This is a genomic window from Actinomyces weissii (assembly GCF_016598775.1).
GTDB classification, from domain to species: Bacteria; Actinomycetota; Actinomycetes; order Actinomycetales; family Actinomycetaceae; genus Actinomyces; species Actinomyces weissii.
The window spans coordinates 169920-185809 of the sequence record NZ_CP066802.1; the positions used below are offsets into that span (position 1 = coordinate 169920).

At 64.1% G+C, this 15890-nt stretch carries 14 protein-coding genes; 11 read left to right on the forward strand and 3 right to left on the reverse strand.

What is annotated here, in order from left to right; translation table 11 throughout:
* Nucleotides 1-128: 128 nt before the first annotated feature.
* On the reverse strand, nt 129-2834 hold the full coding sequence (locus JG540_RS00725; protein ID WP_200276078.1) for a DEAD/DEAH box helicase: 2706 nt from the start codon (nt 2832-2834) through the stop codon (nt 129-131).
* 150 nt (nt 2835-2984) lie between these two features.
* Complete coding sequence (locus JG540_RS00730; protein WP_200276080.1) at nt 2985-4289, reverse strand: MFS transporter; 1305 nt, start codon at nt 4287-4289, stop codon at nt 2985-2987.
* Between the two features lie 245 nt (nt 4290-4534).
* On the opposite strand from JG540_RS00730, the gene JG540_RS00735 reads away from it, so the two are divergent.
* From JG540_RS00735 to JG540_RS00775, 9 genes are all read left to right on the forward strand, one after another.
* Nucleotides 4535-4828, forward strand: coding sequence for a hypothetical protein (locus JG540_RS00735; protein WP_200276082.1), 294 nt, complete (start codon nt 4535-4537; stop codon nt 4826-4828).
* Between the two features lie 277 nt (nt 4829-5105).
* Nucleotides 5106-5978 (forward strand): zeta toxin family protein, encoded by an 873-nt coding sequence (locus JG540_RS00740; protein WP_267977940.1) that lies wholly within the window; start codon nt 5106-5108, stop codon nt 5976-5978.
* Between the two features lie 258 nt (nt 5979-6236).
* Nucleotides 6237-6440 carry a hypothetical protein gene (locus tag JG540_RS00745; protein ID WP_234042830.1) on the forward strand — a complete coding sequence of 68 codons (204 nt, stop codon included), beginning with the start codon at nt 6237-6239 and terminating at the stop codon, nt 6438-6440.
* Between the two features lie 12 nt (nt 6441-6452).
* Nucleotides 6453-6854 (forward strand): PrgI family protein, encoded by a 402-nt coding sequence (locus JG540_RS00750; RefSeq protein ID WP_200276086.1) that lies wholly within the window; start codon nt 6453-6455, stop codon nt 6852-6854.
* A 40-nt stretch (nt 6855-6894) separates the two neighbouring features.
* Complete coding sequence (locus JG540_RS00755; protein WP_234042831.1) at nt 6895-9207, forward strand: VirB4-like conjugal transfer ATPase, CD1110 family; 2313 nt, start codon at nt 6895-6897, stop codon at nt 9205-9207.
* Nucleotide 9208: 1 nt separating this feature from the next.
* Nucleotides 9209-10912 carry an aggregation-promoting factor C-terminal-like domain-containing protein gene (locus JG540_RS10640; RefSeq protein ID WP_200276090.1) on the forward strand — a complete coding sequence of 568 codons (1704 nt, stop codon included), beginning with the start codon at nt 9209-9211 and terminating at the stop codon, nt 10910-10912.
* Between the two features lie 13 nt (nt 10913-10925).
* Nucleotides 10926-11561 (forward strand): hypothetical protein, encoded by a 636-nt coding sequence (locus JG540_RS00765; RefSeq protein ID WP_200276092.1) that lies wholly within the window; start codon nt 10926-10928, stop codon nt 11559-11561.
* Nucleotides 11562-12162: 601 nt separating this feature from the next.
* On the forward strand, nt 12163-12984 hold the full coding sequence (locus tag JG540_RS00770) for a conjugal transfer protein TrbL (protein WP_200276094.1): 822 nt from the start codon (nt 12163-12165) through the stop codon (nt 12982-12984).
* 44 nt (nt 12985-13028) lie between these two features.
* Nucleotides 13029-13244 carry a hypothetical protein gene (locus JG540_RS00775; RefSeq protein WP_200276096.1) on the forward strand — a complete coding sequence of 72 codons (216 nt, stop codon included), beginning with the start codon at nt 13029-13031 and terminating at the stop codon, nt 13242-13244.
* Here the strand turns inward: JG540_RS00775 and JG540_RS00780 are convergent.
* The gene (locus JG540_RS00780) at nt 13211-13861 is read right to left on the reverse strand and encodes a GA module-containing protein (protein WP_200276098.1); all 651 of its coding nucleotides are present in this window, start codon (nt 13859-13861) and stop codon (nt 13211-13213) included. The genes JG540_RS00775 and JG540_RS00780 overlap by 34 nt on opposite strands.
* A 163-nt stretch (nt 13862-14024) precedes the next feature.
* On the opposite strand from JG540_RS00780, the gene JG540_RS10520 reads away from it, so the two are divergent.
* Entirely contained in the window at nt 14025-14147 is a 123-nt protein-coding gene (locus JG540_RS10520; protein ID WP_267977941.1) for a hypothetical protein, read from the forward strand.
* Nucleotides 14148-15025: 878 nt separating this feature from the next.
* Nucleotides 15026-15859: a MinD/ParA family ATP-binding protein gene (locus JG540_RS00785; RefSeq protein WP_200276100.1), complete on the forward strand. Its 834-nt coding sequence runs from the start codon at nt 15026-15028 to the stop codon at nt 15857-15859.
* Nucleotides 15860-15890: the final 31 nt, after the last annotated feature.

A 15890-nucleotide genomic window follows, 5' to 3' on the forward strand; every position in this document is an offset into this window, starting at 1 on the left:
GGAGTGTTGGGATTGCAACGATCTACTGGTCGGTGGTCGGGGGCGGGGTGGTGCTAGCCCTCCGCCAGTGACAGCTTTCCCAGGAGCGCGAGCCGCGGCGGCGCGCTGACTAGCCCCAGGCGCGGGGGTCAGGGCTGGGGCGCGGCCTCCAGCAGGAGGGACAGCAGCACGGCGGCCCCGGCCTTGTCCAAGGGCTCGTTGTTGTTGCCGCACTTGGGGGACTGCACGCATGAGGGGCAGCCAGCCGCGCAGCCGCACTGCTCCAGGACGTCTAGGGTGGCGCGCAGCCAGCGAGCCCCGGCCCGGTAGCCGCGCTCCGCGAATCCGGCTCCACCGGCGTGGCCGTCGTGCACGAACACGGTGGGGCTCAGGGTGTCCGGGTGCAGCGCGGTGGACAGGCCGCCGATGTCCCAGCGGTCACAGGTGGCGAGCAGGGGCAGCATCCCGATGGCGGCGTGCTCGGCGGCGTGCAGGGCCCCAGGGAGGCGGTCTGGGGTGAGTCCCACCGCCTGGCACTGCTCGGTGGTGATGGTCCACCACACGGCGGAGGTGGGCATCTTGTGCTCGGGCAGCTCCAGGGGCTGCTGGGACACCACCTCCCAGCCGGGTGGCCGCAGCTGCATGAAGCCCGTCACCTGGCTGGTGACCTCCACCGAGCCGAAGGCCCAGGTCACCTCGCGACCCCACTCCTGGCGTTCACGTTCGGCCAGGACCCGCACGGTCGACTGGGTCCGGGCGCGGGTGCGGTACCCCAGGGCGGGGCGCTCACGGACCAGCGCAGCCTGGGGCGTGAGCTCCTCGACCAGCAGCACCCGGCCCTGGTGGACGTACACGGCCCCTGGGTGCACGGTGGCGTCGGCCCGCGACCCGTCCACGGTGCCGATAACCGTGCCGGTGGCGGCCTCCACGATGGGCACGTCCGGTGGACCCTCCCCGCGCAGGCTGGTGAGGTCCTGCGCCCGGCCGGGCAGGGCGGTGTTCCAGTACCAGCCGGTGGGGCGGCGTCGTAGTGCCCCGCGTGCGGCCAGGTCCGCCAGCAGGGAGCTGTCGGGCAGGCCGAACAGGGGCAGGTCGCTGTCCTGCAGCGGGTACTCGGAGGCGGCGGCGCACAGGTGCGGGGCGAGTACGTAGGGGTTGGCCGGGTCGAACACGGTGGCTTCCGGGCCAGCGAAGACCTCCTGGGGGTGGTGCACCAGGTAGGCGTCCAGGGGGTTGTCGCTGGCGATCAGGACGGCGACGCCGGGGGCACCGGCGCGTCCGGCACGCCCGGCCTGCTGGCCCAGGCTCACGCGGGTGCCAGGCCACCCGGCGATGATGACGGCGTCCAGGCCGGTGACGTCGATGCCGAGCTCTAGGGCGTTGGTGGTGGCCAGGGCCCGCAGGCTCCCGTCGCGCAGGCCGGTCTCCAGGGCGCGGCGCTCCTCGGGCAGGTAGCCGCCCCGGTAGGCGGCGACGGCGTCCATGAGCCGGGGCTCGCTGCGGGAGAGCAGCTCCCGGGTGTGCTCGGCCACCACCTCCGCGCTGCGTCGGGAGCGTACGAATACCAGGGCCCGGGCCCCCACGGTGAGCAGGTCGGTGAGCAGCTCGGCGGCCTCGGTGACGGCGGAGCGGCGCTCTGCAGGGTCGGCGTCCTGGCTGTCAGGCAGCGGTGGCCGGGCAGGCAGCGAGTCGGGAGAGCCAGGTTGGTGAGGGGTGGCGGCAGCTGCGTTCGCGGCGTCGAGGGCCGTGGGGGCGCTGGCAGGCGGCCCCTGACCGGCTCGGGGGACAGGGGCCTGGGCTACGACTTGTTCGGGCGGGCAGCCGTGCCCAGGGGACGGGCGGGGCTCGGTGAGGTGGTCTGGGGCCGCACTGGCCTGCTGGCGGGCTGAGGTGCCTGGCGAGTGTCCCGGTGCCGGGTCGGGGCAGTCTCCAAGCGCTGTTCCCCACAGGTCCCAGGGGTCCTTGAGTGCAGGCTGCCACAGGGCCAGGGTCTGCTCGCCGCGCGGGGAGGCGTCGTCGGTGACAGCGGTGACCTGCTCGGGGGCGACGCCGATCAGCCGGGCGGCGGTCAGGGCCGGTTCGGCGGCGGTGGCGGAGGCGCACAGGACAGTAGGCCCAGGCGAGTCTGGTTGCAGACGGCGGGCCAGGCGCAGCAGGCGGCGCAGTACCAGGGCCACGTGCGCGCCCAGCACGCCCCGGTAGGCGTGGCACTCATCCACCACCACGTACCGCAGGGAGCGCAGCAGCCTGGCCCAGCGCTCATGGCCGGGCAGCAGGGAGAAGTGCAGGAAGTCAGGGTTTGTCAGGACGACGTCGGCGTGGGCGCGCACCCAGTCCCGCTCCGGCAGTGGGGTGTCGCCGTCGCAGGTGCCGGTGAGGACGGTGCGTGGGGCGCCGTCGCCCTGTACCGCCTCGATCTCACTGACCAGGCGGGCCAGCGCGGCGGCCTGGTCGGCGGCCAGGGCCTTGGTGGGGGAGAGGTACAAGGTGGTGGGGCGGCGGCCGTGCTGGCTGATGCGGGTGCTGACGGCGTTGGCGCGCTGTGCGGCCAGGACCGCGGAGAGTGCGGGCAGCCAGGCGGCCAGAGACTTGCCGGAGCCTGTTCCGGTGGCGATCACCGTGTGACGGCCAGCGTGCAGGGACTCCGCGGCGGCGGCCTGGTGGGTCCAGGGGGCGCCGATGCCCAGGTGCTGGTAGGCGCGGACCAGGGCCGGGTCCGCCCAGGCGGGCCAGCTGGTGGTCCGGCCGGGGCGGGCGGGTGTGCGTTCCAGGTGGATGAGCCTGCCGTCACGCGCGCCGATGCTGGTCAGGACCTCGGTGAGGTCCCGAGCGGAGGCGTGTGGCAGGTCGGTCATGGGGCCAGTGTGCCGCAGGGATCTGACAGGAACGGTCCCGCCTCTGCCTGCACCTAACCGGTAGGCTTCCGCAGCCCCAGTGACGTCGGTCCCCGATCCTCCTGGTTGGTGTCCGTAGCCGCTGCCGGCCCCCGGCGATGTCGGCCCGCCCTACGGCGTCTCCTGGCTCGCCAGGGCTGCTGCGGCCTCCTCGCGGTCCCGCTGCAGCTCGGCCCTTCCGGTGGGGGAGACCAGGAAGGCCCACAGGACGAAGACGATGGTGGCGACCCCGGTAACGGTAATCACCCCACCAACGCCCACAACCGTGGACAAGGGTCCAAAGACCGCCACCCCCAGGGGCATTCCGAGCGTGAAGGACAGCGTGAACTGGGACATGAGCCGCCCCATGTACTCCTCGTTCACGCGCTTCTGCACCTCGGTCATGGCGGGGGTGGCGAACAGGGGCACGAACAGGCCGCACAGGAAGTTCATCAGGAAGATCACCCACACGTTGGGGGAGGCCGTGATACCGAGCGCGAACACCCCGAAGGAGGCTGAGGAGACCATCAGCATCCGCATATCCGCCTTCTTGGCCAGGACGGTGGACACGGCCACCCCGCCGCAGATCATGCCTACCTGGAAGCTGATCTCGATACCGGTCAGTGCCCAAACGCCCTCGCCGAACTTCTGCGTCACCAGCAGCGGCACCAGGAAGTTCGGGCCGACTATCAGCAGGATCACTACGGCCTGCAGCCCGATCAGCCACAGGAAGAAACGGTGGCTGGCGGTGTAGCGCAGACCGTCCACCAGCTCGGCCAGGAAGGCTGACTGCTCCCGGTGCGGCGGTGTGGCGCGCACGCGCAGCAGCAGCAGGATACCGATCCCGACGGCGGCGGTGACGACGTCGACGAACAGGGTGGGCTGCACGCCCCCCAGCCCGTAGATGATGCCGCCAGCCACAGGTGAGGCGATACCGATCAGGCTCTGGCAGGTGGTGTTGATGCCGTTGACCCGCAGCAGGTGCTCCTCAGGCACCATGCTGGGGATCAGGGCGGAGACCGCAGGCTGCTGGAACCCGGCGCCCACCGAGCGGATGAGTACCACCAGGAAGATGATCCACAGGCTGTAGCTCCCGCGAGCCATCAGCAGCGCCAGCACCAGGGTGGACAGGGCGATAGCCGCGTCGGGCACGATTATCAGCAGCTTGCGGTTGATCCGGTCGGCCAGGGTGCCGCCGAACAGGCTGATAACCGCCTGCGGCAGGAAGGCGAACAGGGCGTACAGGGTGACGACGTTGGCGGACTTGGTCTCCAGGGTCAGGTGCCACATGATGGCGAACTGCACCAGGGAGGAGCCGAACAGGGACAGCAGCTGCCCGGTCAGGAACCAGGCGGTGTTCCGCTTCCAGTGCGGCGTGCCGGTGCTGCCCGCAGGCGGGGACGGGTGAGTGGCTGACGCGGAGCTAGGTTCATGCACCCTCGCAACATACCGGAGCCGTGCCAGTGGGGGACTGCGGGCCTGGCTGCTTGGAGGAGGTTCCACTTCCGTGCGGCTGTGTGCAGGCCTGGTAGGGCTCGCGCGGGTGTGCCAGTATTGGCTGGGTGGTGGTCGTTCTAGTCGGCCTGGATATTGAGTCTTGCGGGAAAGGTGATGCGATGCCTCGCATGTACGACTGCACTCGTCCTTGGCGAGACCAGCTTGACGAGCCCGCTATTGAGGCCATGATCCGTACCTATGCTCCTGCGGCCCTTGAGCGCCTGGGCCTGGAGCGGCTCCTGACCGTCAAGCGTATGATCGAGGAGTACCGCGCTGGGAACCTCGGGCGTGACGAGCTGGTTACGCTTGCTGCCCACTACGACGGCCTCACCGTCCCGCGCACTCCCCTGGGCGAGGATCCCGAACCCTCGCCTCCGGAGGGCTCGCGCGGCTGGGACCTCTACGTTGCCGGTTTCCACCAGCTCATCGACGATGAGCTTTACGACGAACTGCTAGAGGCGATGTCCGACAAGACCTGAGCAGGAGCCTGTGGAACCAGGCCCTGTCGGATACGATCGGGGCATGGCCCTTGGATCTGAGCCTGTGGGCAGTGCGCAGGAGGATGCCGCACGCCACTACGCTGTGCTGCAGGCCCTGCGCGACTCCCCCGGCGGCGATCCGCTGGCTGCTGACGCTCCCAACGCCACTGTCAACAACCCTAAGTGGTTCCGGCGGTTTGATGGGAACTCAATCGCCTTGCCTGGGCGCGCTCGGTTACAGGCATCGCTGGTCTCGAGCATTGCGTCCCAGGGGAGCATGGCGGAGCGAGGTTCGGCGCCTGTGGCGATCGTGCTTGCTGGTCCTCCCGGGGCAGGCAAGTCCACCAGCTTCAACGACGTGTTTGCCCGTAGGGACAACGCGGTTACCGCTGGCATGGACCGTAGTGACTTCGTGGTCATTGACGCTGACGAGATCAAGGCCCGTTTGCTGGACGCGGCTCGGGCGGACGGCTCGCTTGAGGCTGAGATCAAGCCGCCGGTGGTGCGTGACCTTGAGTCTCGTGGTGAGGTGTTCTCCTCCTTGGACCTGTCCTCACTGGTCCACGAGGAGTCCTCCATGATCGCGAAGATGGTGCGTGATGATGCCATCAGCCAGCGGAAGCACCTTGTGCTCGATCAGGTGTGCTCTTCCATGGCTAAGACGGCTGAGGTCGTGAACAGGCTGGACGCGGCGGGCTACTCGGTGAGAGTCGTCGAGATTCATGCGACGCGTGAGTTCTCCCTGGAGTCCACCTTCGGCCGCTACGTCGACGCGGCCGCACGCGGCCAGGTCGCGCGCCGGGTGCCTACGGAGGCGGTAAAGTCTGTTTTCAACGCGGACGGCACCTCAAAGCCGCGGCGGGCCGTCGAGGCCCTTCTGACGGCCGTGCCGTCGAAGGTCAGTGAGTATAGACGCTACGACGCACGCGAGCTTGCCAAGCCTCCGGTCCTTGTGGAGGTAGGGGTGCGTGTGGCTGACGGGCGCGTGTTACGCCGGACTGTGGCTGATCCTGAGCTTGGTACGCCTCTGCGCAAGAAAACTAAGGCGGAGGTGCTGGCTGCTCAGCGGGACAGGGCTCGATCGCTGCTGGACAAGAGCGGCGGCTCGCAACCCGGTATCCAGCGCGGGTGTGGTTCGCGAGGCAGTTGAGGGGCCAGCGGTTGTCAGATTCTGGCTGCGGTACTGGATTCCGTGACGTAACGGCAAGAGGCTCGGCGCCTTCTGGGGATGGGGACTTCTCCCCAAGATATGCGCATTGACGCATATGTGGGTGTTGATAGAATTGTGAAACACAAGTCCTTTCCTGGTCGGGCTGTTCCTGGTTGTGCTGGACAGTAAAGAGCAGAGTCAAGCCGGTATGGAACCGCGATCAAGGTGCTGGGCGTAGATCCCCAAGGAGGTTCCTCGATGGACATGCTGTCTTCCGCTCTTCAGCTTTTCGTTCGATTCGCCACAATTGGTGGTGGCTTATGGACGGTCTGGGGTGTAATCACTCTGGCCGGTGGCCTGCGAGACCACCAGGGGCCGCAGATCCAATCCGGCGTGTGGCAGGCAGTCGGTGGTGGGCTGATTATTGCGGCCGCGCAGTTGTTCAACAGTATCGCATTGTAACAGGGTGCTGGCGTGGCGCTTGAGATCAAGGTCTATCGAGAGATTACGGCCTACCAGTCCAAGCCAATGCTAGGTATGACCTGGCGCCAGATGGGATGTGTTGCGGTAGGTCTTCCCGTAGTTGGCGGGATATACGCACTGTGCCTGTGGGCGGGGCAATCAGAGCTCGGCTCGTGGCTTGCTGCCCTGCTGACAATGCCGTTCATTGCGTTCGGCTGGGTGCGCCCAAAAGGCCTGAGCTTTGAAACATACTTGCGCTACATATGGCGCTACAAGTGGGAGCCCCAGCGTCGGCTCTATAAGAGTGAGTCCTTGACCGTCCCGCAGATCGACTCTGAAAGGTATGTAGATGCTGTCCGTTCTCAAAAGGTCCCGAAACGAGCAGTCGTCCGACGCCTCGAGCTCGAGCACTGACTCTGGTGGGCGTCCCGAGCGGCGGCGCAAGAAGTCGGACGTGCCCAAGCGTAAACGAAACACGGCACAAGCGGCTCTTCAGTACCAGGCTCTGACCGACACGGGCATCTGCGTGCTGGGGGGTGGTCGGTACTCGGTGACCCTCAAGCTTGCGGACATCGACTACCAGCTTGCCACGGAGTCGGAGCAGCATGCTCTTGTTGAGCAGTACGCCCAGCTTGTCAACAGCTTTGACGCAGGTCAGAACATACAGTTGACAGTTATCAACCGTCACCTGGACAAAGCTACCCTGTCTAAGGCAGTCTCCCTCTCCCCAAAGGGAGACGGGCACGATGATCTGCGGTGGGAGTACAACGATCTGATAAACGAGCGCCTGGCGGGTGGTCGTAACAATGTCGTGACTGACAAGTACCTGACCATTGCCGTGGAGGCGGAGGATTTCGAGCACGCCACGACTACGCTTGCGCGCTTGGCTACAGAGACAATCGCACAGCTTAAGGCCGTCGGTGGCTGCGTTGCTGAGCGGGTCACTGGGCTGGAGCGGGTACGTGTGTTGCACGAGATCCTTCGTCCTGGGGATCCCTTCACCTTCACCTACTCACACCTAGTAGGTTCTACTGAGACGACCAAGGACTACGTTGCACCCTGGTTGCTCGACTTCTCCGAGCATCCGGACATGATCAAGCTTGGAAACGAGAAGGACTCGTACTACCAGGTGCTGTGCCTGAGGCAGCTGCCTCCCTGGCTGTCGGACCGCCTGATGAAAGAACTTAGTGAGGTCAACAACGAGCTGGCGCTGTCTGTCCACTTCAGCCCCCTCGATCATGTCGAAGGCCTGGACCTGGTCAAGCGGCAGATCGCCGAGATGGAGATGCAGCGCGCTAACGAGCTGCGCAAGGCACGCAAGCAAGGAAACGATGAGGAGAGCATCCCCCACGAGCTGGTGGCCTCGCACCAGGAGGCTCTGGAACTGCGCGATCAGCTTGAGTCCTCCAACGAAAAACTCTTTTCTACGACGATTGTCATCGGGGTGGCAGGTCGGACGCGCGAGGCTCTGGTGGAGGCGGTGGAACAGGTCCGGGCAGCGGGACGTAAGCACTCCTGCACCTTTGAGACCCTTCGGTACATGCAGGAGGACGGGCTGAACGCCGTCCTTCCGCTGGGCGCCTCGCGCTTGCCGATCGCCCGGACGCTGACGACGGCGACGGTAGCCGTCATGGTGCCTTTCACGACCCAGGAGCTTCTTCAGCCGGGCGGCGTGTTCTATGGTGCGAACGCTATCAGTAAGAACCTGGTCGTCGGCTCGCGACTTACCACCATGAACGGCAACGGCTTCGTGTTGGGCACGACAGGATCAGGGAAGTCGCAGTTCGGCAAGGGCGAGATTACTCAGATCTTCCTGGGAACGGACGACGACATCATTATCGTCGACCCTGAGCGCGAGTACCCGCCTCTGGGGCATCGACTCGGGGCTACCACCGTGGAGGTCAGTGCAGGCTCAACGGCCTGTATCAACCCGATGCACATGGATCGGCATGCAAACTCGGATGACGGAAGCCCGATAAAGCTCAAGGCGGAGTTCGTGCTCTCTCTGTGCGAGGTGCTGATCGGTGGGGTAAACGGATTGACTCCGGCCCAGCGTTCGATCATCGACCGCTGTGTCACACGCATATACGGCCGGTTCCTGCAGGACAAGAAGTCTCTACCACCTACGCTTGGAACCCTCTTCGAGGAGCTGAGAGAGCAGCCTGAGGACGAGGCGCGGTCCCTGGCTGTCGCCCTCGAGCTGTATGCGGCCGGATCGTTCGCAGGCTTTGCGCAGCAGACTAACGTGGACACTTCCAACCGGGTGATGATCTACGACATCGCCCAGTTGGGTTCGGATATGAAGACCTTCGGGATGCTCGTGGTCCTGGAGTCCATTTGGGCGCAGGTTCAGGCCAACCGTGCGCGTGGCAAGAGGACCTGGCTGTACATCGATGAAATGCACCTGCTCTTCGCCAACGACTACGCCGGGGCCTACCTCCAGATGATCTACAAGCGAGCCCGCAAGTACGGGCTGGTGCCTACGGGCCTGACACAGAACATTGAGGAACTGCTTATGAGCGAACGAGCTCGCCTCATGCTCGCTAACGCGGACATCCTGGTGCTGCTCAACCAGACTGCTACGGACGCGAGCACGCTCCAGGGTCTTTTCCACTGGTCTGACAAGCATCGTGGGTACTTCCAGAACGTCTCGCCAGGATGTGGCTTGCTGAAGATGGGGCCGGTCATGGTGCCATTTGATTCCCGTATGCCGACCTCTACTCAGCTCTACCGTTTGTTTACTACAAAGTTCGGGGAGGCGGCTTAAGGTGGCGACGCCGTCCTTAAATATTAGAGGAACGGAGGGGGCAGGTTCTCTGATCGAGGACCACGTCAGCAAGGTAACGGTTAGCGCCAGGGTGTCCCACGCGCTTGAGGTGACGGGGCGGGTTACTGGTGATGTCGCGACTACTGCGGCTAGAGGCACCGTTGTGGCTGCCAGATACGGTGCGATGGTTGGTAAGGCGGGTGTCAAGGTCGGTAAGGCCGGTGCCAAGGTTGGCGGCAAGGGGGTTGCGGCCGGTGCAAAGACTGGCGTGGCATTCAAGGCTAACGTTGAGGCCGAGGACTCTATCGCGGTGGGCGGTGGAAAGACGGTTGCTCAGATAGCGGGGAAGAAGGGTGCGCAGCTGTCTAAGCAGGTAGCCACGGCTCCTATAAAGGTTGCGACCGCTCCTCTCAAGGTGGCCAAGGCTTCGGTTAAGGCCGGTAGGAGGTACGGCGCTAATCAGCTCGGGCTGATGGTTGAACGCTCTATCCGTGCCAAAGCAGGAGTTGCGCAGCGTAATGTTCACGTCGGTCTGACCGGTAAGGTCAGGCGCGGTAGCGGGATTCTTTCAAAGGGGTCGGCCCGTGCCGCCAAGGCAGGTAAGAAGGTCGGCAAGACTGCGTCAAAGAACATCCTGAAGCGCGCCGCTGACGTAGCGGTCCGTATAGCGTCGCGCATTATCGGCAAGATCGTTGCTGTCCTCGCATTGAAGGCCACTGCCGTCCTGCTAGTGATCATGGCTCTGTGTGCGATTGTGGTGCTGGTGCTAGCGGTTATCGCCTCATTCATTCCGTCTTGGCTGGCAGGGGATGAGGCGGACAACCCGCCTACCTCCGGGGCAGGCGTGGCGGGGGTTGTCGTAGCCGGTATGGGCAATGACTACCCGTACAAGGACCGTCCGTACAACACGGTCAACATCACTACACAGTATTATTTTGGTAACTGTACCGACTTTGCGATATGGCGAGTCAACCGTGATGACGGTGACACGACCGAACCCTGGACTCACACGAACGCGAACACGACTCCTGCGGGAGGGCACGGCTACCAGTGGGGGGCGCCGTCCGCGCTTCCCGGTTGGGAGATAGTAAAGAAACCTAGTCCAGGGGACATCATCTCTTTCGCGGCGGGTTCAGAGCACGGGCGCTGGAACTCCTTGTTCGGACACGTGGCATACATCGGCCAGGTGTCGGCGGACGGGTCCATGGTGACTGAGAACTATGGCACCGGTGAGTACTTCCAGATGACCTACACAGGGGCCCGGGTTGCCGAGCTCGTGTCATCAGGGCAAGCTGTAATCAAGCACAACCCCCACTCCAAGGTGAAGGTAGTTACCGAGAATGGCGTCTCCACCGTGTCAAACGTGCACCTCGCCCCCGCTGGCACAACCGCAGCAGCAGCCCAGGAGACGGCTCGCAAGATGATGCCTTCCTACGGCTGGGACAACAATCAGTTTGCCTGCCTTGTGGAGCTTTGGAACCACGAGTCTGGCTGGAACTACCAGGCGGAGAACCCGTCCTCCGGCGCCTACGGCATACCCCAGTCGCTGCCGGCATCGAAGATGGCTGCAGCTGGTCCAGACTGGCGCACGAACCCAGCCACGCAGATCAAGTGGGGTATGGACTACATAGCCGCGAGGCCGGACTACGGCAATCCCTGTGCCGCCTGGGCCCTGTGGCAGGCGCGCTCGCCCCACTGGTACTGAGGCCGGTGTCATCATGTCTCGTGAACAGATAAGGCTGCTGGCGCTGATCGTTTCTACCTGTCTGGTGGTGGTAGGGGGCGTGGGAGGGTTTCTTGCCTGGTCGATCCAGCACAGGGAGGATGTGGACGAGATAGCGCAGACCCCGGTGGCGGTGGCTCCGAGCGAAATTGTTACCACTGCCCCTGGCGCGCCTTCTACTAATCCTCCTCCGGTCGCTAGCCAGTCACCGGGCAAGGAAATTGACGGCTACAGCAAGCAGGCGGTAGCCACCGCCAAGCAGAAGCAGATCGCGACGGCTGCTGCGTCTGCTGCTGCGCAGTGGTCCCAGAGCGAGAGCAAGGAGTTGCGAAGGCAACGGCTTCTTTCCGTCATGTCGCCTGGGGCCGCAGACGCGCCGACGGGCTGGGAGGTTCTGTACGGCTCGGTCAAAGGAGCGACTGTCACGGTCGAGTCAACAGGGGAGCCAGCTACCTCTAGCCACAACGGCACGACTATCGGTGTGGGTGTGATGGTGCATTACAAGGTGCGGATCCCTCATGACGACGGGACCGAAGCAGTTTTCTCGGGAACATCGCTCTGGGTGGTTGAGATGCCGACTGCCGCAGCAGGTGGTGAACAGGTGACGGCCGTCGTGTGGCCGAGCCTGTGAGCTAGTGAGGGATGGAGTTAAGGACGATGAAGCTTGACAGGAATCTGACGGCGCAGCAGCTGTGGACGATCGCCGCTGACGCCGAGCATCGCAGTGCGGACCTGCTGGACGACTTGGTGGACCATCCGGCTACATACCGAGCGCTCTCTGACTGGGCGGTTGCTGGCCTGGCTATGACGGACCTGCGCGCGCTTCCAGTGCCACCAGAGCCAGAAGAGGCTACAGAGACCCCTAAGCGAGGGCTGCGGCTGCCGTCGCTGCGCACGCCTGCACGACGAGGAGAGGCGTCAGTGGATACCTCGGCTCCAGTGCCTGCGCCTGAGCCGGAAGGGGTGGACGCTTGGCTGGCAGCTGCCCCGATGCCTCCTCCCGCCAGGTGGGCAGCGCCAGCAGCATCTGGGGAACCTCCATCATCCCGTAAGGCCAAGCAGTCCTGGTTGAAGCGTCCTGCGCCTATGGGGCTGGTCCTCCTCCTGCTCGTGCTTCAGATAGTCATGCTGATGACACTAGGTGTGATTGTTCGGCGTGAGGGTGCACAGTCCGTGTCAGCGCCAGCTTCAGTGCTGGTCGTAGTAGCCGAGTCGGAAGGAGGGCGTTTATAATGGATGACATCCTCAAGAACATGCTTGAAGCCTTGTTCAGCATGGACACCAACTCTCTGAGTGACTTGTCTAAGGGGCTGTCTAGCTACAATGCAACAGCGTACAACGCGGTTACGGGTATCCATAAGGCCGCGGTGGTGCCAGTCTCGTCTGTGGTGATTTCAATCATTCTTGTGCTTGAGCTCGCTCGCAACGCCTCCCATATCGAGGGGGATCAGCAGATGGGGGTAAAGATTATTGCCGGAACCATGTTCAAGGCTGCGCTGCTGGTTATTGCCGCCCAGAACTCGCTGCTCCTGCTCGACGCTATCAATGAGGTGGCCTCTAAGGTTGCAGGTGGAATTGATGCTCAGCCTGAGAAGGTGCGGGAGCTTCCAGAGAATGTAACTAGTTCGATAGGCGATGCCGGCAATGTAGATAAAGCGGGAATGCTTATGCTGCTCATAATTCCGTTCCTTATATCGCTTGCCGCAAAGCTCGTGGTGCAGATTATGGTCATACTCAGGTTCGCCGAGCTGTATATGCTTACGGCTTTCGCCTCCTTGCCGATTGCGTTGATAGGGCACCCTGACACCAAGAGCATGGGTGTGGGTTACCTGCAACGTTATGCCGCTGTGGGGTTGCAGGGGGCAACCCTGCTGCTCGCGGTAAAAGTATATGCGCTCCTGGGTCCTTCAGATCCGATACCGGCGGTAGGCGACAAGCAGTCCCTAAGTGGATGGATCGTAAACAACTACGGAACGTTCCTGCTTGCGCCAGTACTGCTAATGATGCTTGTGCTTGCAAGTGGACGTATATCTAAGGCCTTGGTGGGCCAATGAGCGGAGGGGCAAGCATGGGGCAGCTCAGGCATCTTCTGACGGTTATGGCTGGAAAGAGCACCGCCGCCCGGCTCCTACGGTCGGCGGTGCTCTACCTGCTCGGCTTCACCCTGGTTACCGCGCTCGCTTCCTACCTAGTCAAGGGGCCGGCCCACCTGCTGGTGTCCGCTCTGGGGTTGGCAGGCATCTACCCCTTTATGGGGTATGTCGGCAGGCGGTGTGGCAATCAGGATGAGGGTGACGAGACTACGAAGGTGTGACGACCTTGTACGCCGTACCGATCTGTTCCAGAGACGAGTTCGAAGGTGTAGGTCCCGGACTCATCAACGGTCACGGAGTACTGGACGACCCAAGGACCTTTGTCGATGGTGCCAGCGAGGCCTTGAACGCTGAGGTGTCCGGTTGCCTTGCTGATATTAACGGGGTCAAGCATCCCGTCCTGGATGCCAAGGCATCCTGGCTGGCGGGCTGTTCCCTGGAATCCCTCAAAATCGTTCTCAAGTCTGAGGGTCATGTTCAGGCACTCGGGGCTGGTTCCTATGAGAGTGACTCCTGTGAGCGACTCTTTGAGCTTGCTTGCTGCGGCTGCGGTCGCTACCGCCTGGCTTGCGCGCTCAGTGGCCTGGACATCATCGGCAAGTTTGGTGTCATTGGCTTGCTGCGCATTTTCGAGAATGTGCTTGATCGCCGCTGTGTCGGCTGCCGAGTTGAGCTGGGCCTCGTACTCCTGTACCTGGGAAGCGGTCAGTCCTGGCATCTGCGAGAGGCGGTTGTAGGCGTCTGCCCGGGCGTCCTCGACGCTCTGCCCGCAGGCAGACAGGACAAGGGCGGCGGCTGCCGCCAGGCACAGAGGAGAGAGCAGGGGGTTCTTCTTCATGTGTGTATACCTTTCTGGGTCAGGGTCAATGGTACCTAGGTCCTTCTTGTTTGACCATGAAGACGCATAGGCGTATAGACGTATCGGCTGATAGATTGGAGACTTGGTGATGATCGGTGACAAAGGTAAGCCTCGCCCGGCTGCTCACCGTGCCCAGATTAGTATGACACCAGAGATGTTCCGTGGCCTGCGGATCATGGCTGCGGAGCAGGGCACGTCGGTGACGTCCCTGGTTGTCAGGGCGATCGAGAAGACCTACCCGCAGCTGCTGGAGAGGAAGGGCTAGACATGGTCACGGTTACGATCGGTGCTGGCGGGCAAGGCAAGTACGTTGATGAGAACGGGGCCGAGTCACTGGCCGCTCCGACCCTGCGTGAGCTCCGGTCCCTGTTGCTGAGCCGGGTCGCAGCCAGAGCGAGGCAGGAAGGGCAGCCGGTCAGGTTCACCGCTGTAGACCCCTCTGGCTCCACCGAGCTGTTGATGTCCCCGGACGGCTCCTTGTCCGTCGCACCTGCGGGCAGGGTGGAACCGTCAGCTCTGCCCCAGGCTCCGGCAGCTCCCGAGTCGAGCCTCGCCATGAGCTCTCCCCAGGCTTCCGCCCCTCTCTCTGGAGCTCCGGCATTGCCTGATTCTCCGGAGGGCGCAGGGCCCGCGGGGCTCGGGGTGGTCCCACAGACGGTGGTCCCACCGCTTACGGCACCACCTTCTGCCGTGGAGACTGGCCCCGCCCAGACGCGCCAGGCGTCGCCAACCATCACACCAGCGCCCTCGGTACCGCCAGCTGCTCCTGAGCCTCCAGACTCAGCAGGTATGGCTCCGCCGTCAGGAGCTCCACAAGCCTCTCCGCCCTCCCCTCAGTACCGGCCGCCAGCAGCTCAGCAGGCCCACCAGATGCCCAGCGGCCCTATCAGTCCGCAGTCACCCCCAACCTCCCCGCACATACAGCCCGCAGCCCCTCAGTACCAGCCGTCGGCAGTGCCGCAGGTGTACCCGACGACCCCTCGACCCGGGCTGTTGCAGCCGCCTTCGGTGATGCCTACGGCAGTCGCGCAGGCAGGTTATGAGCCGACGGTCCGGCAGTCTCCAGCTCCGCCTGGATCCTTCCTGACCTCCAATGAGGCTGGCGGTCCTAAGCCGACAGGCTGGCGCTCCGTAGCAGCTCGCATGGGCATCAAGGTAGGGCCTACCGCATGCGAACGGCAGGCATGGACCGATGAGCACCTGGTCGCGCAGCACTGGCCCGGGCCGCGAACGGTAGTGGTACTGAACGGCAAGGGTGGGGCAGGCAAGACGCCGACCGCGATCCTGCTCTCCAGCTTCTTTGCCCGCCTGGGCTCCGGCTCGGTGGTGGTAGCGGACGGCAACGTCACCCGCGGCACGCTCGGCTGGCGCACAGAGCAGGGGGCACACTCTGCAACCATCCTTGACATGGTGCCTGAGATCGGCAGGCTACTGAGCCCTGAAGCTCGTCACGGTGACGTGGCTGCCTTCACGCACCACCAGACAGTTGACCGGTTCGACGTGCTGCGCTCCAACCCGTTGCTGCTCTCAACGGAGCAGAAGCTCACCCCCGCCCAGCTGGACGGGATCCAGCAGGTGCTTATCCGCTACTACCGGTTGATCGTGTGGGACACCGGCAACGACGAAGGGGACGAGCTATGGCTACGCCTGATAGAGAGGGCCGACCAGATCGTCGTCGCTACCTCCACACGCCCCGACCACGCGGAAGCCGGCAGGCTGCTCCTGCAGGCACTGACAAACCGTGACGGTCGCAGCGCCGTCCTTGCGCGCAACGCCGTCGTCGTCGTATCACAGGCAGACAAGGAGGAGGCGCAGCCGCAGTCCCTGGTAGAGGGGTTCAGCGCTCTTGCCCGCGAGGTGGTCACAATTCCCTATGACAAGGGGATGCGCGAGCAGTGGCTGCGCTCTGACCGGCTGGCCCCGGCCACACGCCTGGCCTGGCTCCACGCGGCAGCGGCGGTGGCACGCGGCCTGTGATCCCCTGCCGCCAGGCCCGGCTTGGTCTCAG

Coding starts and splice junctions, on each gene's coding strand:
- JG540_RS00785 (WP_200276100.1), top strand. CDS start 15,026: ATGGGCATCAAGGTAGGGCCTACCGCATGCGAACGGCAGGCATGGACC.
- JG540_RS00765 (WP_200276092.1), top strand. CDS start 10,926: ATGTCTCGTGAACAGATAAGGCTGCTGGCGCTGATCGTTTCTACCTGT.
- JG540_RS00770 (WP_200276094.1), top strand. CDS start 12,163: ATGGATGACATCCTCAAGAACATGCTTGAAGCCTTGTTCAGCATGGAC.
- JG540_RS00725 (WP_200276078.1), bottom strand. CDS start 2,834: ATGACCGACCTGCCACACGCCTCCGCTCGGGACCTCACCGAGGTCCTG.
- JG540_RS00735 (WP_200276082.1), top strand. CDS start 4,535: ATGATCCGTACCTATGCTCCTGCGGCCCTTGAGCGCCTGGGCCTGGAG.
- JG540_RS00780 (WP_200276098.1), bottom strand. CDS start 13,861: ATGAAGAAGAACCCCCTGCTCTCTCCTCTGTGCCTGGCGGCAGCCGCC.
- JG540_RS00775 (WP_200276096.1), top strand. CDS start 13,029: ATGGCTGGAAAGAGCACCGCCGCCCGGCTCCTACGGTCGGCGGTGCTC.
- JG540_RS10520 (WP_267977941.1), top strand. CDS start 14,025: ATGACACCAGAGATGTTCCGTGGCCTGCGGATCATGGCTGCGGAGCAG.
- JG540_RS00740 (WP_267977940.1), top strand. CDS start 5,106: ATGGCGGAGCGAGGTTCGGCGCCTGTGGCGATCGTGCTTGCTGGTCCT.
- JG540_RS00745 (WP_234042830.1), top strand. CDS start 6,237: ATGGACATGCTGTCTTCCGCTCTTCAGCTTTTCGTTCGATTCGCCACA.